We start from the raw sequence: 19,562 nt of genomic DNA on the forward strand, positions 1-19,562 counted from the left end.
GGCCCGGAGTACGCGGGCCCGGCTCACCGCCGGATGTCTCCTGACTGGCACGCGGCCAGCTGGCACGGGCGTGCCCGCGGGGTGATCAGTCCCCGAAGGCGGCCTCGACCAGCGCGGCCTGCTCGCGCTCGTGCACCGAGGACGAGCCGCCCGCGGGGGCGGCCGCGGCCCGCCGCGAGACCCGCCGCAGCCGCAGGCCGTTCGGCAGCGACTCGGGCAGGTTCAGCGCCATGTGTGGGTAGGCGCCCTGGTTCGCCGGCTCCTCCTGGACCCAGACGAGGTCGGTGACGTTCGGGTAGCGGCGCAGCAGCGCGGTGAGCTCCGGCCCGGGGGTCGGGTAGAGCTGCTCGACGCGGAGCAGGGCGAACCGCTGCGCGTCGTTGCGCTTCACCCGTGCGGCGGCCAGGTCGTAGTAGACCTTGCCGGCGGACAGGAGCACGCGCTTCACGCTGGCCGGGTCGCTGACCGCCGCGTCGTCGATGATCGGCTGCCAGGAACCGCCGGTGAGCTCCTCGACGGAGGACGCCGCCGCCTTGAGTCGCAGCATCGACTTCGGCGTGAAGACGATCAGCGGCCGGCGCACGGGCGACAACGCCTGCCGGCGCAGCAGGTGGAAGTAGCTGGCCGGGCTGGACGGCGCCGAGACGGTCATGTTGCCGTCCGCGCACAGCGAGAGGAAGCGCTCGATGCGGGCGGAGGAGTGGTCGGGGCCCTGACCCTCGTAGCCGTGCGGGAGCAGCAGCGTCAGCGACGAGCGCTGGCCCCACTTGGCCTCACCGGCCGAGATGAACTCGTCGATGATCGACTGTGCGCCGTTGGCGAAGTCGCCGAACTGCGCCTCCCACAGCACCAGGGTGTCGGAGCGGGCCACCGAGTAGCCGTACTCGAAGCCCATCGCCGCGAACTCGGAGAGCAGCGAGTCGTAGGTGTAGAAGGTGCCCACCTGCGAGTCACCCTCTTCGCGCAGGGTGCGCAGCGGGGTGTGCTCCTCGGCGGTGTAGCGGTCGACCAGCACGGAGTGCCGCTGGCCGAACGTGCCGCGCCGGCTGTCCTGGCCGGTGAGCCGCACCGAGACGCCGTTGAGGAGCAGTGTCCCGAAGGCGATGGTCTCGGCCAGGGCCCAGTCGATGGAGGCGGTCTCGACCATCTGCGCCCGGCGCTCGATCTGCGGGCGCAGGCGCGGGTGCATGACGAACCCGTCCGGCAGGCTGGTCTGGGTGTCGACGACCTTCTTGACCGCCTCGGGCGACACCGCGGTGGTGACCGCGGCGGCCGCGGCCGCTTCCGCCGGTGTGGTCACGATCCGTGGCTGCGGCGTGGGCCGGGTCGTGGTCTCCCGGGTCTCGGCGAACGCCTTCTCCAACTCGGCGCGGTAGCTCTTCATCGCATGCTCGGCTTCGTCGCGGGTGATGTCCCCGCGGCCGATCAGCGCCTCGGTGTAGACCTTGCGCACCGAGCGCTTGGAGGCGATGGTGTCGTACATCAGCGGCTGGGTGAAGGACGGCTCGTCCATCTCGTTGTGGCCGCGGCGCCGGTAGCAGACGAGGTCGATGACGACGTCCTTGTTGAACTCCTGCCGGTAGGCGAAGGCCAGCGTGGCGACCCGGACGCACGCCTCGGGGTCGTCCCCGTTGACGTGGAAGATCGGCGCCTGCACCATTCGCGCCACGTCGGTGGCGTAGACCGAGGAGCGGCTGGACGTCGGCGACGTGGTGAAGCCGACCTGGTTGTTGATGACCACGTGCACGGTGCCGCCGGTGCGGTAGCCGCGCAGCTGGGAGAGGTTCAGCGTCTCGGCGACCACACCCTGGCCGGCGAACGCGGCGTCACCGTGGATCAGCACCGGCAGGACGGTGTAGCCGCTGAAGCCCTTGTCCAGCACGTCCTGCTTGGCGCGGGCCACTCCCTCGAGCACCGCGTCGACGGCTTCGAGGTGGGACGGGTTCGCCACCACCGACACGGGGACGGTGCGGCCGTCCTGGTCGGTGTAGACGCCGTCGGCACCCAGGTGGTACTTCACGTCTCCCGAGCCGTGGGCGGTCTGCGGGTCGACGTAGCCCTCGAACTCGTCGAAGATCTGCCGGTAGGACTTGCCGACGATGTTCGCCAGCACGTTGAGCCGCCCGCGGTGGGCCATGCCGATGACGACCTCGTCCATGGCGGCCTCGGCCGCCCGGCTGAGGACCTCGTCGAGCAGCGGGATCGTCGACTCGGCGCCCTCGAGGGAGAACCGGCGCTGGCCGACGTACTTCGTCTGCAGGAAGGATTCGAACGCCTCGGCGGCGCCGAGGCGCTCCAGCACGTAGAGCTGCTCGGCCGGGTCGGGCCGCTCGGCCGAGCGCTCGACCCGGGCCTGGATCCAGGTGCGCTCCGCGGGCTCCTGGATGTGCATGTACTCGATGCCGACGCGGCGGCAGTACGAGTCGCGCAGCACGCCGAGCACGTCACGCAGCGACATCGTGCGCTGGCCGGCGAACCCGCCGACGGGGAACTCCCGGTCGAGGTCCCACAGGGTCAGCCCGTGCCCGATGATGTCGAGGTCGGGGTGGCTGCGGATGGCGAACTCGAGCGGGTTCGTGTCGGCCATCAGGTGCCCGCGCACCCGGTAGGCGTGGATGAGCTCGAGCACCCGCGCGCCGTGGTCGAGGTCGCCCTCGTGGTGCGCGGAGATGTCGGGCAGCCAGCGCACCGGGACGTAGGGCACGCGCAGCGAGTGGAAGATCTCGTCGTAGAACCCGTCGGCGCCGAGTAGCAGCTCGTGAATGCGCCGCAGGTACTCTCCGGACTGCGCGCCCTGGATGATCCGGTGGTCGTACGTGCTGGTCAGAGTCATGATCTTGGAGATGGCGAGCTTCGACAGGGTCTGCTGCGACGCGCCCTGGAACTCGGCCGGGTACTCCATGGCCCCGACGCCGATGATCGTGCCCTGGCCCTCCATGAGCCGCGGGACGGAGTGCACCGTCCCGATGCCGCCGGGGTTGGTCAGGCTGATCGTGACGCCGGCGAAGTCGTCCATCGTCAGCTTGTTCGTCCGTGCACGGCGGACGAGATCCTCGTACGCCAGCCAGAACTGGCTGAAGTCGAGCGTCTCGGCCTTCTTCACGGCGGCGACGACGAGCTGGCGGCCCTTGGACGTCACCAGGTCGATGGCGAGACCAAGGTTGACGTGCTCGGGCTGCACCAGGGTGGGCTTGCCGCCGACCTCGGCGTACGAAGCATTCATCGCCGGGTGGTCGACCAGCGCCTTGACCATGGCGTAGCCGATGACATGGGTGAAGGAGATCTTGCCGCCGCTGGACCGGGCGAGATGCCGGTTGATGACGATCCGGTTGTCGGCCAGCAGCTTCGCCGGCACGGCGCGCACGGAGGTCGCCGTCGGGATGTGCAGCGAGGTCTCCATGTTCGAGACCACCCGGGCGGACGCGCCGCGCAGCGGGGTCTGGGCCCCGGCTGCGGCGGGCCTCGCCACCGCCGGCTTCGCCACGGGCGCAGCAGCCGGCGCCGTGGCCTGCGCCGGAGTCGCCGCGGCGGGCGCCCCCGGTGCCGGGGAGGGCGCGGAGGGCACGGGCGGGCGCGGTGAACCGGGGTCGGTGGCGGCGGCCGCCTGTCCGTCGCCGGCGACCGGTGCGCCCGCCACATGCGGGGCGGACGGGTTCGCGGGACGGTAGTCGGAGAGGAACTCACGCCATTCGGCGGAGACGCTCTCCGGGTCCTCGAGATACTGCTGGTAGATCTCGAAGACCAACCACTCGTTGGGGCCGAAGTCAGGTTCTGACGCGGGTACCGTCGGTGCTGTCACGGGGCCAATCGCCTCTATCCACGGTGTACATCTCTGCCTGTTCACAGGCCCTTCGCTACCGTCTGCTCAGGTTACCCGCTGTGGACGGACCCGCTTGAGGTGCCCTGCCGGACGTCACATCACAATTGACACCATTTGGCCGGGTCGATCGGTCGGCCGGCGTTCTCGCCGTGCCGCCCGTCGGCCGTTGGGTGGCTTTCCCTGACACCAGAGGCAATGGTCAGGCCACGGACCCGGTTCGCGTCGGCCGTCCGGTGCAGAGTGCGAGGTCTTGTGACGCCCGTCCGGAGCTCCCGGTGCCAGGCTCGCGCCCGACGTTCACCGGCCGATCGGGAGGCCCGGCGCCGTCGCTCTGGGTGACTGCCTGCCGGAGGGTGGCGGGCGGGGGAGTGAGCACGTCAGGGGAGCCGTCAGAGGGGTGGAAAGCCGAGTGGTCGATCACGAGGAGTCATCTGCCGGCCGGGTCCGTCCAAGCGGCAAGATCCGCCTCGGGGTGGACGTCGGCGGCACCTTCACCGACCTGGTCGCCGTCGACCCGGACGGCGCGGTGCGGTTCGCCAAGGTTCCCTCGGTGCCCGCCGACCCGTCCGACGGAGTGCTCGCCGCCCTCACCGCCGCGGGGCTGGACGGACCACTCGTGGGCACGTTCGCCCACGGCACCACCGTCGCCACGAACGCGCTGCTGGAGCGGGCCGGTGCCCGCACGGCCCTGGTGACCACCCGCGGGTTCCGGGACGTGATCGAGATCGGCCGGCAGAACCGGCCGTCGCTCTACGACCTGACCCTCGACCGGCCGCCCGCCCTCGTCCCGCGCGAGCTGCGCTTCACCGTGGCGGAACGGTGCGGCCCGCACGGGGTGCTCGAGCCGCTGCGGGCCGCCGAGGTGGACCGGGTCGTCGAGGAGGTCGCGGCCGTCCCCGGCCTCGACGCGGTCGCCGTGTGCCTGCTGTTCTCCTTCGCGCACCCCGACCACGAACGCACCGTCGCGGCCGCCCTGCGCGCCCGGCTGCCCGGGGTCACGGTGGTGGCCTCCAGCGAGGTCCTGCCGGTCTTCCGCGAGTACGAACGGTTCACCACGGCCGTCGCCGACGCCTACCTGACCCCGCGGCTGTCGTCCTATCTGCGGGCGCTCGAGCGGCGCTGCGCCGCCCGGGACGTCACCGTCCCGATGATCATGCAGTCCTCGGGCGGGGTCACCGAGCTGGCCGAGGCGGCCGGCCACGCCGCCCGCTGCGTGCTCTCCGGGCCGGCCGGGGGAGTGGTCGGCGCCGCGTACGTGGCCGGCCTGTCCGGCGTGCGCGACCTGCTGACCTTCGACATGGGCGGCACCTCCACCGACGTGGCGCCGGTCCTCGACGGCCGCGCGCTGACCACCTCCGAGTCGGTGCTCGCCGGGGTACCGATCGTGCTGCCCACCGTGGACGTCCACTCGGTCAGCGCCGGCGGCGGGTCGATCGCCTGGGTCGACGCCGGCGGCGCGCTGCGCGTCGGCCCGCGCTCCGCCGGCGCGGACCCGGGACCAGCCTGCTACGGCCGCGGCGGCACGCGGCCCACGGTGACCGACGCCGACCTCTGCCTCGGCTACCTCGCCGACGGCGCCGGGCTCGGCGGCGAGGTCACCCTCTCGCGGACGGCGGCCGAGGCCGCGCTGGCCGCGCTGGGCGCCCCCCTCGGGCTCTCACCGGTCGAGACCGCCGCCGGGGTGGTGGCGGTCGCGGACGCCGAGATGACCCGTGCCCTGCGCGTCGTCTCCGTTGAGCGCGGGCTCGACCCGCGCGAGCTCGTGCTGGTCGCCTTCGGTGGAGCCGGCGGGACGCATGCCTGCGCGCTCGCCGAGGAGCTCGGGATGACCCGGGTCCTCGTCCCGCTCGCGGCCGGCGTCCTCTCCGCGCTGGGCCTGGCGATCGGCGACGTCCGGCGCGACTACGCCCGCCCGCTGATCGGCCGTCTGGGCGAGGTCGACCTGGCGGCCGCGTTCGCCGACCTCGTCGCGAGCGCTGACCTCGTCGCGGGCGCCGGCCTCGCTGCAGGCGCCGGCCTGGCCGGGGGCCACGATTCCGCGGGCGCGGTCGTGCTCCAACACCGGCTGGACTGCCGCTACGTGGGGCAGTCCCACGAGCTGACCATCGACGTGGCGGAGCCCGGGGGCGGCGGCGGCGAGGCCGCGGGCGGCAGCGGCGCGGCGGGCGGCTGGGCGGCGGGGGCCGGCGGGCTCGTCGACGCCGTCCGTGCCGCCTTCGAGGCCGAGCACCTGCGCCGCTACGGGCACATCGCGGCGGGCCGCGAGATCGAGACGGTGGCCGTCCGTCTGGTGGTGACCGTGCCCGGGCCCAGACCGAGGCCGGTCGCCCCGCGCCCCGATCCCACGGCGCGCCGCGGCCGGCGCCGGGCCTGGACGGACGGCGCGTGGCACGAGGTCGACGTGATCCCCCGGGCAGCCCTCGGACCGGGAGACACGGTGACCGGCCCGGCCGTCGTGGAGTTCGCCGAGGCGACCTGCCTGCTCCGCCGTGGTTGGACCGGCGTCGTGGACGACATCGGGACGATCGTCCTCACCCACACGACGCCGTCCGCCGTCTGACGGGAGCCGGCGGAGGCGGGCGCGGGATTATTTGACGGGTACCCAGTGAACGGGAACAGGGTCGCGGTGCGGGTCGTTGGGATGGACAGCGCCGGTCCGTATCATGGCCCCCGGACCCAAATTGAGTCGCTACGTGCGACATCGCGCCGCGAGGCGACCTGGCGGGCCGGCGCCCTACACGTTGCGCCCCGCCCTCTTCCCAGAGGGCGGGGCGTCGTCGTATCCGGGGTTTTCGGGGCCCGCGGGCTCAGGTGGTCTGGCGGAAGTGGTCCCATCCGGTGCCCTGCCGGTAGTCGAGCCCGCCGACGAGCACCCCGTGACCCGCGTCGCGGTCATCAGGCCGGGTCCCGTCCGGGCCCACATGGGTGGGGGCGGCCGAACCCGAGGGCGCATCGGCGGGGACGGCCAGCACCCGTCCGATGACGACGCAGCCGGCCGGGAGCAGGGCGGTAGGAGCAAGGCAGGCGACCAGCGCGTGGTCGTCACCTCCAGTGAGAACCCAGGTCAGCGGATCGGCGCCCAGCACCGCGGCGGCGTCCCGGATCGGTCCGGGCACCGGCAGCGCCGTGGGGTCGATGTCGATCCACACGGCGGAGGCCGCCGCGACATGGCCGAGATCGGCGAGGAGACCGTCCGACACGTCGCACATCGCGTGCGCCCCCGCCGCCGCGAGCAGCGGGCCGAGCGCGTAGGGCGGGTGGGGCCGCCGGTGCGCGTCCACAACCTCGGCGTGCTCCCGCAGGATCTCGGGGGGGAGCTCGGTGGCGCGCAGGAGGCCGAGGCCGGCCTCGGCCCATCCGATCCGTCCCGCCAACACCACCCGGTCGCCGGGGCGGGCGCCGTCCCGGCGGATCGGGGCTCGTCCGGCGAGGTCGCCGAGCGCGGTGATCCCCAGCACGATCCCGGCGGCCGAGCTGACGTCGCCGCCGGCCACGGACGCGCCGACCAGCGCGCACTCGTCACGCAGGCCGTCGGCGAGCTGCTCGGCCCAGGCGACGGGCAGCTCGCCGGGCGCGGCGAAACCCACCACCAGGGCGGTCGGGCGCGCGCCCATGGCGGCGACGTCGGCGAGGTTCTGCGCCGCCGCCTTGCGCCCTGTGTCGTACGCGGAGGACCAGTCGCGCCGGAAATGCCGGCCCTCGACGAGCAGGTCGGTCGTGACGACCACCCGTCCATCGGGAGCGGCCACCACCGCCGCGTCGTCACCGGGCCCGAGCAGGACGTCCGCCCCGACGGGGAGTCGTCGGGTGATCGCCCGGATCAGCCCGAACTCACCGGTCTCCGCCACCGTCGGCCCGCTGCCGGTGCTGCCGGTGTCGGTGGTGTTGTCGGTGCTGCCGGTGTCGGTGGTGTTGTCGGTGCTTTCGGTGTCCGGCTGGCCGCGTGTGCTCATTGTGAGCCACGGTAGTCGGCGGGTACTCGTCTCCGGTGCGTGTCCGGACGCTGGCTGACGTTTTCCACCGGACCCGGATCGGGGCCGTCGGGCCCCGCCCGCGTGACGAACAGCAGCCGCCGGATACCGGCGCGTGCCCGTCTGGTACCCCTTCCGTGGGCTCCTCCCCGGGTGACGCGCGGCGCTGAGCTGGAGCTGAGCGAGGGCTGGACCGCGACTGCAACATCCAGGACATCTCGGCGTCATGTCGCGCTGCGACTCTGACGCGCGTGCAGCGCCCCCACCGCCACCGTCTGCGACCGGCCCTTACCGAGGCCGCCGTCGCCGTCCGGTCGTCCGCTGTCCCGTCCGCCGGTGCGCCCTCCGATCCGGAGCGCCGAGCGACGACCAGGACGATTCCGGCTCACGCCGGTCGCCGGCACGGGTAGAACGCGAGTGGCCCTGCAACCCGGACGAGGAAAGATCGAGGGCCGGCACTATCTGCCCTCCACCCCCGAGACAATCAGCTGGGGTGCCCTCCCGACCGCGCGGACGCGGCCGGTCCTCAGCATCGACCCCGGCACGACCGTCACCATCGACACCGTCAGCCAGGAAGGGATCCTCGAGGACCAGGGGCGGGACCCGGACACGTTCTTCCGCGGTTTCGGCGTGGCGCCGTCCGAGGTGCTCGAGGACGCGCGGGCGATCGCCGCGTCCGGGATACCGCACCGCTTCGGCCGCGACGGCGCGCACATCGTGACGGGCCCGGTGTACGTCCGGGGCGCCGAACCCGGCGACGTGCTGCGGATCGACGTCATCTCACTGCACCCGCGCGCCCGCTACGGCGTGATCTCCACCCGGCACGGCGCCGGCCTGCTCGCCGGCGAGTTTCCCGAGACCCCGGCACCCGACCTCGACGCCGACGCCCGGCGCTGGCAGGCATATCGGACGGCCACGTCCTTCTGCGCGGTCGAACGCCGCCGCGGCCGGCTCTTCGGATCCATGCCGAGCGGCCGCGACACCCGGATCCGCTTTCCGCTCAACCCGTCGCTGGGCATCATGGCCGTCGCCGCGGACGTCCCCGACGGCCCGGTCGCCTCCGATTCGGTGGGCCGGCACGGCGGCGCGCTGGACTGCCGTGATCTCGGCCCGGGCTCACATCTCTACCTGCCGATCCAGGCACCGGGCGCGCTCTTCGCCGTGGGTGACCCCCACTACGCCATCGGCGACGGCATGATCGGCGCGACCGCGCTGGAAGGTCCGCTGCGAGCCACCCTCCGCCTGGTGACCCTGCGGGACGCGGCGGCCCGGGTCGCCCTCGGCTCACTGCGGGAGCCGTTCATCGAGACCGACGAGCTGTGGATAACGTCGGGATTCGACCCCGATCCGCGGGAGGCCCTGCGCCGGGCGGCCCGCGCAGCGGTGATGTTCCTCGAGACGAAGGTCGGGCTGGACCGGGCGGCCGCGGTCGCTTACCTGTCCTCGGCGGCGGACTTCGGGGTCGGCCGGCTGGCGGGCGGCCCGGAATCCGGGTACTGCCGCATCCGGCGCGCGGACTTCAGCGAGCCCACACCGGTGAAGGCCCGACTGCCCCGAGCCGGTTTCGCCCGCATCGTCGGCGGCACGGACGGCGACACCGACCGCGACCATGACACCGACCATGACCATGACCGTGATGCCGGCCGCGGCGGTGACGGTGACGGTGACCATGGTGCTGGCCGGGATCGCGGTGGTGACGGTGACCTTGACGTCGACCGTGGTCATGGCGGTGGTGGTGACCATGGCGGTGGTGGTGACCATGGCGGTGACGAGGCCCGCGTCCCGGAGCAGGACCACGTTTCTGACCGGGACCGTGCCCCGGAGGTGAACCGTGCCCCTGAGCGGGACCGCGACCAGGAGCGGGACCGCATGCGCGACGCCCCGCCGCCCCAGCCTCTGGAAACCACCACCGACGACGGGGCCGCCTCCGCCACCCGGGGCCCGGCCGCCTGACCGGAGAGGCCTCCCAATACAAGCGTGGCGGGTGAGTGAGCGTATGGACTCATTCACCCGCCACACATTTATCAAGGGTGGGTTAGTTAGGCGTCGTCTAGGCCTTCTTGGTCGGAGAGGGGGATGGGGCGCCAGCGCTGGCGACGTTCGTCGGGGTCGGAGTGGACGGAGGGCACGCCGCCGACCGGGGGAAACGAGCCCGTCATGATGCCGTTCTGCGGGACGTTCGGGAGGCCGGTCGCCCCGTCCGGTGCGACTGGCCCGAATGCTCCGGCCGCCGCGCTGGTCCCGCCAGCCGCCGTGGTCCCGCTGGGCGGCATGCTGCGGCTGGACGGTGTGGTGTCGCCGGGTGCCGGGGTCCCACCGGGCGGCATGCTGCCGTTGGGGGATGGCATCGCGTTGGGCGGTGCTGATCCACCGGGGGTTGCCGTCCAGTCGATGCGTGTCAGATCGTCGAGGGGCTCCGGTGCGCTGGAGCGCGCCGGTCCGCCGGCCTGGGGTGAGCTCGAGGGAGTCCTCCCGTCGGGGGAGGCGGCATCGCCAGGCAGTGACGGTGCGTTGGGCGAGAGCGACATGCCCGGCCAGGAGTCCGGACCCGGGTAGATGTGCGGGACGCCCGGGAACCCGTTCGGGGCGGTCCCGACCGATGCCCAGCCGGTCGGTGACCCGCCGGAGGTGGGCCATCCCGCGGTCGCCGAGCTCGGCGTGGCCGCGTTCGCCGGTGGGGTGTCCGGGGTCTGGGTGCTCGGAGTCGGGTCTCCGGCCGGCCGTGATCCGGGGGTCTGTGGTTCCGAGGCCGCCGCAGCGGCGGCCTGGCCCGAGCCAGGTGTGCCGCTCAGCCGGGGTGCCCCGGTCGCGCCGGGTGCCCCGGACGGGCCGGGTGCCGCGATTGGGCCGGACGGGCTGGTCGAGCCGGCCGGGGCCGGGGCCGGGGGCGGGGGCGCGGTGCCGGGCAGGGCCGAGGCGGTCCGAGGGTCCCAGGAAGCTCCCGCGGCCCCGGGATCGAGGTCCGGGTCGGTGGCCCCGTGGCCCGTGATGCCCGGGCCCACGAGTCCGGAGCCGTAGGTGCCCCGGCCCACGACACCCAGCCCGAGGACGCTGAGGCCCGCGTCGCCGACGTCCGTGTTGCCGCGGTCCGCGTTGCCGGTGCCCCCTGATCCAGGGCCGGTGGCGCCGATGCCTGCCTCGCCCAGGCCAGCGGTGCCGGTGCCCGCGCCGATGCCCCCGCCCGGCTGGGCGGTGCCCGAGCTGCCCGCGTCCCGACCCGAGGGCTCCGCCGGTGTGGCGGTCGAGCGTGCGTAGCCGTGGAAACCCGTCGCTGAGGGGTCGCTCTGGGGGGCTGGCCCCGAGCCCGGACCGAACGCGGCCGGGCTGGCCGGCGCCGACGGCGGCACGGACGCCGGCAGCGGTACGGATGCCGGCGCGGCCGCGGGCGCCGCCGGCGGCGGTACGGGGCTCGCGTAGGCGGGGGCGGCGAGGAGCTGGGTCACCAGCATCGCCGGGTCCGGCTGATCGAAGGCCGGCGGCGCGAGCGCCACCGGGATGGTGGGGGCGATGCCGGCCGCGGCGAGCCGGGGCCACAGCGGGGCGAGCGCCGCCTCCGGGTCGATCTCGAACTCCGAGCGGCGGACCCGCCAGATGCGCCAGCCGACCCGGCGCAGCTCGCGTTCGCGGGTCAGGTCCCGCTCGACGTCCTCGGTGGAGCGGGTCGCGTCGCCGTCGCATTCGACGGCGAGCCGGGCGCGGCCGCCGGAGACCACGAGGTCGAACCGCCGGCCGTTGATCTCGACCTGCGGGGTGACGTGGTATCCGCGTGAGCTCAGCGCCAGGAACACCCGCTGCTCGAAGAGCGAGTCGAACCTGGGGTGCGGCAGCACCGGGCTCACCTCGGACGGCGAGAGCGGGGTCGCCATGATCGCCATCGGCGCCGACACCGAGTGTGCGAGGACGTAGCTGAGGTAGCTGTGCCGCAGGTCGCCCGGGTCCAGGTCGGCGGTGGAGACCGAGTGGAACAGCCAGACCTGGTCCCGGGCCCGGGACGCGGCGACGTTGAACCTGCGCTGGTACTCCAGCCTGGTCAGTGAGGTGGTGGACGTGCCTGGCGCGATCACGAGCGACAGGAAGACCACGTCCCGCTCGTCACCCTGGAAGTCCGGAGGCGAGCCCACCCGCAGGTGGCGCCGCAGCTGCTCGGCCGCGGACATCCGGGCGGACAGCTCCGAGCGGATCAGCTCCGCCTGCGCGGTGCCCTGCAGCACGACGATGCCGAAGCTCAGCCCCCGGTAGCGCGGGTCCTCGGCGCAGTTGAGCACCTGGGTGACCAGCGCCTCGGCCTCGATCGGGTTGCGCGGGCCGGCCGGGGTCGAGGTGGTGTAGGCGTGCGGCACGAACTGCGCGCGCAGTGGGGCGAGGCGGTCCGCGCCGAACTGCCGCAGCGGGACAAGCGGGGCGTCCCGGTAGAACATCGCCGACGACCACTCGATGATCTCCGGCATGCACCGGAAGTGCTCGCGCAGCCGGACGACGTCCCCGAACCGGGTCCGCAGCAGCGAGAACAGGCTGGACCGCGGCGTGAAGCCCACCCGAAGCCAGCTCGGGACGTCTGGCAGGAGGGTGTCGAGCCTGGTGAAGACGGGTTCGAGCTCCTCGACGGAGGCGTCCGGCGGGGTGCACTGCCGGTCGTCCCCGACGACGATCACCCGGGGGGCCAGCCACAGCAGGAAGAGGCTGTCCAGGCCGGCCTGGCTGCCTTCGTCCACGATGACGACGTCGAAGCTGTCGCGTACCGCGGGGATGGTCGACAGGACCTCGCTGATCGGCATCACCCAGGCCGGGACGGCGGTCTGCGCGATGCGCATGGCCTCCCGGGCCGCCTGCCGGTAGCGCTCGGCGTGGCGTCCGGTGAACCGGCCGCCGGCGGCCATGGCGTCGGCGTAGGCGCGCAGGGCGGCGGACTGCTCGGTGCCCATCCGCTCCAGGCAGTGCTTCCAGGCCAGGGCGCCGGCCAGCTCGGCGGTGGCGGAGGCGACCAGCTCGTCGGCGGCGTCCAGGTCGGCGTCGAGGTCGGTCTGGTCGACGGCGCGGACGCGGGCCAGCCAGGTCGCGGCGACGGCGTGCGACCAGGCCCGGCCGAACGACTCCATCCGCTCCGGCCCGACGCCGTTGAGGCCGACCCCCGTCATGCCGAATCCGCCCGTACCGAATCCGCCCCCGCCGAATCCGTTCGCCGCGAAACCGCCTGCCGAGAAGGCGCCCGCGGCGAATCCGTTCGGGCTGTTCCAGCCGCCTGCGCCGCCCGCCGCGGAGCCGTGGCCGCCCCATTCCGGGTTCGGGGTTCCCGCGGTGAGGTTGCCCAGCGCGAGCAGGTCGGCGAGCAGGGGATGTGCCTCCCGGACACGTCCGAGCAGCTCGGCGCGACGGCGGGCCCGCGCGCGGCCGTTGAGCGCGCCCGCCGTCGCCTCCAGGGCCGCCACGTACTCGGCGGGGTCGCGCGCCTCGACCGCGATCGCGAGCAGTGCCAGCTCCGGGACGGCGTCGGGCTGGCCGGCCGCCGCGACGAGGTCGTCGGTGAGGTCCCGCAGCTGGGTACCGGCGACCGTGGCGGACTGCCGCAGCCGATGGGCGTTCACGGCGGCGCCGACGTCCGCGCAGGACGTGGGCGAGTCGAGCGTGATCGTCTCCACGCCGAGCGCGTCGAGCAGCGCCGCGAGCCGGTCGCGTGCGGCGACGGCGACGTCGATGGCCCGTGCGGCGTCCTGGGCCTCGGTGAGCCGGGCCAGGCGCACCTCCAGCTCGACGGCGGGATCGGGGGCGACGCCCAGCAGCGACCACGCCCGGGTGGCGGCCTCGAGGGCCACCTCGGCCCGCAGCCGGCACAGGGCCAGATCGAGCAGCTCGGGGGAGCGGGGCGTGACGCCGTCGACGGTGGTGCCATCGAGGAACAGACCGGCGTCCTTCTGTGCCTTTGACCGGAACAGTCGGCGCAGCGAGCCGCCGGCCTCCATGTGCTCGCGCAGCGCCAGCGCGGACGACAGCAGCCCGGTCAGGTCGCTGCCCGGACCCTCGCCGCGGGTGGGGAGCTCGACCCGGTGCAGGCCGAGCTCGACCACCGCCTGGCTGGCCTCCGCGATCGCGGGTGCCGCGGCGGCGACCTTCGTCCACAGGACGGCGGCCCGCCCGGCGAAGGCGTCGGCGAGGGCGTCCTCGACCCACTGCTGGCGGACGGCCCGCCGGCCGACGGCATCGAGGGCACGCCGCACGTCGTCGGCGCCGGCCGCCATCCGTTCCGCCGCCTCGCCGCCGGCCCGGGCGAGCGCGTCGGCGATCACGGGCGCCATGAGCACGGCCTGCCGGCTCAGGGCGTCCTCAGCGGCCTTCGCGGCTGTCAGCGCGACCCGCTCGATGTGCGCGAGGACGGACAGTTCGGAGCGGGTGGGCAGCTCGCCGAGCTCCGGCGGGAGGCCGAACGCCCGCTGCTCGCGCAGGGCGGACAGCGCCAGCGCGGAGGTGATCGGGGAGGGCACGGTCGGCGGGTCCGAAGGCCCGCCGCCGGATCCGAGCAGCCCGGTCGATCCGCCGGCCGGTCCGAAGCCCTCCGCCTGTCCCGAGCGGTCTGCCCGTCCTGAGCCGTTCACCGGCCGTGAGCCGTCCGTCGGCGTCGGCTCCTCGGCCGGCGTGGATTCGCCACCCGCGGTAGCCGACCCGTTGGGCGCGCCGGGCCCGCCCGCGGCCTCCGAGGCGCCGTCGACCGCCTGGCCCGGCCGGGCGGTCTCACCGGACTGTGCGGCCCGGTTGGACTGTTCGGCCTGGCCGGGTTGCACGGTCTGGCCGGGCGGGGTGCGCTGGCCCGGCGGGGCCAGGCGCGCCGCCGGGCCGAGCACGAGCGGCGAGGTGGGCGGCGCGGCGGACGTGTCGCCGAACCCGGCGAACCCGCCCTGCCGGGAGGACGCCGCGTCGGCGGCGGCGCGGCCGGGTGGGGTGGCGTCCGGCGTGGTCAGCAGCTGCCAGAGCTCGGCGGCCTCCGCGTCGGTGATCGGTGGACGCGGCCAGCCGCCGCCCTCCGGCCCCGGCACGGGCACCGGGATCCAGCCGTGCTCGGCGGCCTCGTCCCGCAGTCGGGCGGCGATCTCCGCCCGGGTGCCCGACCAGCCCGGCCCGACCTCGTAGGTGCCGTGGCGGCGCCACTCCGCCGCTCGCCGGGCCGCGACCGCGGTCGAGATCCGGTCGCGTTCCGCGACAGCGGAATCCCGGCGTGAGCGCGCCGTCCGGATCCGCTCGTCCTGCGACCCGGCGTCGTAGACGGCCTTCTGCGCGGCCAGCGCGCTCACGCTGGTGGCGAGCTCGCCCGCGCCGCTCTCGGCACTGTCGGTGAGCGAGACGCACAACCGGCGCAGCTCGGGCGGGAGCTTCTCCTGCAGCACCCGCAGGGCCTGGCCCTTCTGACTGGTCACCAGGACCCGGCGGCCCTCGGCCAGCAGCGCGCTGATCAGGTTCGCGATGGTGTGCGTCTTGCCGGTGCCCGGCGGGCCCTCCACGACGACGCCGTTGTCCATACGCAGCCGCCGCATGACCCGCGCCTGCTCAGGGCTGATCGGCAGCGGCGAGAGCCACTCCTCGGCCTCCGCGGGACGTCCGGACTCCGCCGGTTCGCGGTGCCGCCCGGCGCCACGCTCACCCGGGGCCGCGGTGATCGCGCGCGGGCCCGGTCCGGCGCCCGGGTCGGGGTCGGGGCCGTCGCGGGAGGCGAGCCACGCCAGCCGTTCGGAGGTGTCCAGGGTCTCGACGAGCTGGGCCAGGCCCAGCGGCGGACGGCCGTCGCCGCGCAGCGTGTCCAGCATCTGCTCGTAGTAGTTGAGCAGCGCGGCGTGCCCGCGCGAGCGTAGGACGAGCGCCGGCGCGAGCGTTACGGCGGCGCTCGGCCCGGCCGGGCCAGGCGGCGGCCAGCCCGGACGGTAGCCGGCGGTCGTCCCGTCGACGGCGAGGGTGAGCCAGTCCCGCAGCAGGCGCTCGTCGTCGGCGCCCAGCGGGGCGGCGTCCCGGGAGCGCAGGCGCTCGTGCAGCGCGTTGGTCCGCTCGGGCCGGAACGCGGGTACGCCGTCGAGGAACGCGCTGTCCTCGAGCCGGGTGGACGTGCCTCCCGGCACCCGCAGCCGGACGGCGGACGTCATCGGGTCGACCTCGACCACCAGCCGGGTGACCAGCAGGTGCCGGCGGACGGGGCGCGGCAGCCACCAGGTGAGCAGGCCGGTGGCGAGTACCAGCTCCAGGGTGTCGCCCTCCTGGGCCAGCCGCTGCGCCACTCCGTACAGCGTGGTGTGCAGGTGACGCCGGTCGGCGTCGGCCCGCGCCCGGGCACTCCACACATGCCAGGCCCGCGCCCACTCCGTGAAGGCGGCCTGGACGTCGGCGGGTACCTGCTCGGCCTCGTCCTCGATGCCGTCCTCGATGCCGGCCTCGGCGCTGGCAGCCCCGGAGCTGCCGGCCTCGCCGTCGGTCGGCTGGTCGTCGGTCGGCTGGCTGGCGGTCGGCCGGTCGCCGTCTTCGTGGCCGCGGGTCTCGTTGTCGTCCGACCCGCGGCCGGCCGCGTCGTGGCCGTCGGTTCCCTTACCGTCGGTTTCGTTGCTGCCGGCCTCGCCGGGGCCCGTCCCGGTCCGCGGCTCGCCGTGGCCGGGCTCGCCCGGAGCGGCGGTGTGCCCGGTCCCGTCGGGGCTGACGCCGTTGCGGCTGACGCCGTTCGGGCCGACCCCGTTGTGAGCAGACCCGTTGTGACCAGACCCGTTGGAACTGATGCCGTTCGGGCTGATTCCGGTGAACTTGATGCCGTTGAAGCCGGCCCCCTTGGGGCTGGCGCCGTTCGATCTGATCCCGTTGGGGCTGGTGCCGTTGGGGCTGCCACCGTCTGTCGTGCCTGGCACGACGACGCCGTTGCTGGTACCGGCTCCGTTGCGGGTCGGGCTGTTCGCGGGCGGCCCGTCGCCGGGGGCCTTCCCGTTCGTCTCGGTGGCACCGTTCGTCTCGGCTGCACCGCTCGTCTCGGCTGCACCGCGCGGTTCGCTGTCACCCGCACCGCCCTCGGCCGGCTCGGTGGCCGGCGCCTGCGCGCCGTCGCTGCCGGCGCCGGCTGATCCGTCCGGTGCCGGTGCCGGTGCCGGTGGCTGCTGCGGCTGCGGTGGTAGGGCGAGAGGCGGGGGCGCGGGCTTGGCGGGCGCCGGAGTCGGGCGGGGCGGGGGGGCGTAGACGAGTACCGGCGTGGCGGTCAGATCGATGTCGGCGGGTGGCACCGGGCCGTGCAGGACGATTCCCGGGTTGGGCAGGCCCGCGGCGAGGTCGCCGCCACGCACCGGCAGCCGCACCCGTCCGCGCAGGATCTCGGGCAGCGGTGGGGCCGGCGGCAGCAGCGCCGCGGCGGGTGCCTCGAGGAGCACCTCACCGGCGCCCGCGTGCTCGAACAGGGACAGGCCGGCGGGGAGGTCGGCGAGCCAGATCACCAGCGGGTTGTCGTCGACGTCGACGACCTGTTCGGACTGGGAGACGGCCACCTCGTGCAGGAACCGGACGAGCCGGTGGCAACGGTCGCTCAGCGCTGCGTTCCGCTCGCGCAAGGTGGCAGCGCGCTGCTCGGCGTCCGCGGCGGCGGTTGCCCTGGCCTCCGCCTCGGCGGCGGCGCTGACCGCCCTGGCTGCTGCGTCCGCGTCGGTGGGTGCCCCCGGGCCCGTGGGCGCGCCGGCGTTCGGATCACCCGCGGCCAGGCCACCGCCGGTGGCGTCGCTGGGCACCGTGCCGCGGGTGCCGGCCGCGGCCGCGTCCGCAACGGCGGCAGCGGCGCGGGCGGTGCTCCGGGCCGCGGCCCGGGCCGCGCGGGTCATGCCGCCGTCCGTGGTCATGCTCCGGGTGTCCACGGCTCGGGTCTCCGAGTGCCGCGCGTCCACGTGCCGGGCGTCCGAGTGCCGCGTGTCCGCCTGCCTCGCGTCCGCCACTCCCGAATCCGCTGTTCCCGAGTCCGTCGTCATATCTCTCCCCGATTCCGGCCGGCGAGTGCCGGCGTCGGAACTCGCGACAGGACATCGCGGATGTCCCGTCTCGTGCGTTCCAGGACCGGTACGCCCGGTACCGGAACTCGTGCAAGCCTCCCGGACGAATGCGGACGACGCGGTCGCGACCCGCGGATATCGGTGCTCATCCGCATGCACAGTTGGCCCAGGGGGTGTGGCGATCCGGGGCGATGGCCCCCGGAACCGGGGCAGCCCGGCCCGACGCGCCCCGCCCGGGCCGCTTGTTCGTGGGATCCGGCGTGCTCTCCGGCGTGCCGTGACCGGCCCCGGGGCCCGGATGCGACAACATACGCATCCGTGAGGTCACGGTTCTTTGCCGACACCCACGTGCACTCCAGGTACTCGCGGGCCTGTAGCCGCGACTGCGACCTGGAGCATCTGGCGTGGTGGGCGGCCCGAAAAGGCATCCGCGTCGTCGGGACCGGCGACTTCACCCATCCGGCCTGGTCGCAGGAGCTCGCGACCAAGCTGGTGCCGGCGGAGCCGGGACTGTTCCGGCTGCGTCCCGACCTGGAGCGTGACGTGCTCGCGACGCTGCCCGCGTCGTGCCGCACCGCGACCCGATTCATGATCTCTACGGAGATCTCCACCATCTACAAGCGAGGCGACCGTACAAGGAAGGTTCATCACCTCCTCTACGCGCCCGATCGCGAATCGGCCGGTCGGATCACGTCCGCACTGGCCCGAATCGGCAATCTCTCCGCAGACGGACGGCCGATCCTCGGCCTGGACTCCCGTGACCTGCTCGAGATCACGCTCGGTGCCGGCGAGGGCTGTTACCTGATCCCCGCGCACGTGTGGACGCCCTGGTTCGCCGTGTTGGGCTCAAAATCCGGGTTCGACGCCGTCGAGGACTGCTACGCCGACCTCGCCGAGCACGTCTTCGCGCTGGAGACGGGCCTGTCGGCGGACCCGGAGATGTTCTGGCGGATCTCCGGGCTGGACCGCTACCGGCTGGTCAGCAACTCCGACGCGCACTCCCCGCCGATGCTCGGGCGGGAGGCCACCGCCTTCACCTGCGAGCCCGACTACTTCTCGATCCTCAGTGCGCTGCGCACCGGCGACGGGTTCGGTGGCACCGTCGAGTTCTTCCCCGAGGAGGGGAAGTACCACCACGACGGCCACCGCAAGTGCGGGGTGGCGCTGACGCCGGAGCAGACCCGTGCGGTCGGCGGCATCTGCCCCGAGTGCGGGCGTCCGCTCACGGTGGGCGTACTCAACCGGGTGGACACGCTCGCCGACCGCACGGAAGTGCACCGACCCGACACGGCAGGTGACGTCACGTCGCTGGTGGCCCTGCCCGAGATCGTCGGCGAGATCCTCGGGGTCGGGCCGAAGAGCAAGTCGGTGGCGACGCAGGTCAGCACCCTCGTCTCCCGGCTCGGCCCCGAGCTCGGCATCCTCTCGGACGTCCCGCTGGACGCGATCGCGGAGGTGGGCTCGCCGACGCTGGTCGAGGGCATCGGACGGCTGCGCCGGGGCGAGGTGATCCGCCAGGCCGGCTTCGACGGCGAGTACGGCGTCATCCGGCTCTTCCAGCCCGACGAGCTCACCGCCGACGCGGGCACGCTGTTCGACCTCGGTACCCCCGGCCTCGCGACGGCGCCGCAGGCCGGCATCCGCCGGGGCCGCGGCGCCGGCCGGGGGGGGGCCCCCCCCCCCCCCCGCCCCCCCCCCGGGGGCGCCCCCCCACCCCCGCCGCCCTGACCATCGCGGCGGGGCCCCACCCCCGCCCCGTCCGAGTGGCCGCCTATTCGTACGGATAAT

Annotated in this window: 5 protein-coding genes and 1 pseudogene; 3 read left to right on the forward strand and 3 right to left on the reverse strand. The window is 74.3% G+C overall.

Annotated features, from left to right (window positions below; translation table 11 throughout):
* Nucleotides 1-85: 85 nt before the first annotated feature.
* Nucleotides 86-3,799 (reverse strand): multifunctional oxoglutarate decarboxylase/oxoglutarate dehydrogenase thiamine pyrophosphate-binding subunit/dihydrolipoyllysine-residue succinyltransferase subunit, encoded by a 3,714-nt coding sequence (locus tag MXD62_RS35830; RefSeq protein WP_248833766.1) that lies wholly within the window; start codon nt 3,797-3,799, stop codon nt 86-88.
* A 430-nt stretch (nt 3,800-4,229) separates the two neighbouring features.
* Between MXD62_RS35830 and MXD62_RS35835 the strand changes: the two genes are divergently transcribed.
* A complete protein-coding gene (locus tag MXD62_RS35835) occupies nt 4,230-6,380 on the forward strand; it encodes a hydantoinase/oxoprolinase family protein (RefSeq protein ID WP_248833767.1) in 2,151 nt (716 codons plus the stop codon).
* A gap of 247 nt (nt 6,381-6,627) precedes the next feature.
* Here the strand turns inward: MXD62_RS35835 and MXD62_RS35840 are convergent, their stop codons facing one another.
* Nucleotides 6,628-7,773 (reverse strand): thiamine-phosphate kinase, encoded by a 1,146-nt coding sequence (locus MXD62_RS35840; protein WP_248833768.1) that lies wholly within the window; start codon nt 7,771-7,773, stop codon nt 6,628-6,630.
* A 435-nt stretch (nt 7,774-8,208) separates the two neighbouring features.
* Between MXD62_RS35840 and MXD62_RS35845 the strand changes: the two genes are divergently transcribed.
* Nucleotides 8,209-9,744: an acetamidase/formamidase family protein gene (locus tag MXD62_RS35845; RefSeq protein WP_248833769.1), complete on the forward strand. Its 1,536-nt coding sequence runs from the start codon at nt 8,209-8,211 to the stop codon at nt 9,742-9,744.
* An 86-nt stretch (nt 9,745-9,830) separates the two neighbouring features.
* On the opposite strand, the gene MXD62_RS35850 is transcribed toward MXD62_RS35845, so the two are convergent.
* Entirely contained in the window at nt 9,831-17,753 is a 7,923-nt protein-coding gene (locus tag MXD62_RS35850) for an AAA domain-containing protein (RefSeq protein ID WP_248833770.1), read from the reverse strand.
* Nucleotides 17,754-18,092: 339 nt separating this feature from the next.
* On the opposite strand from MXD62_RS35850, the pseudogene MXD62_RS35855 reads away from it, so the two are divergent.
* Nucleotides 18,093-19,376 (forward strand): annotated as a pseudogene (locus MXD62_RS35855) (endonuclease Q family protein); the annotation flags it as partial.
* Nucleotides 19,377-19,562: the final 186 nt, after the last annotated feature.

The organism is Frankia sp. Mgl5, from assembly GCF_023242985.1.
GTDB lineage: Bacteria > Actinomycetota > Actinomycetes > Frankiales > Frankiaceae > Parafrankia > Parafrankia soli.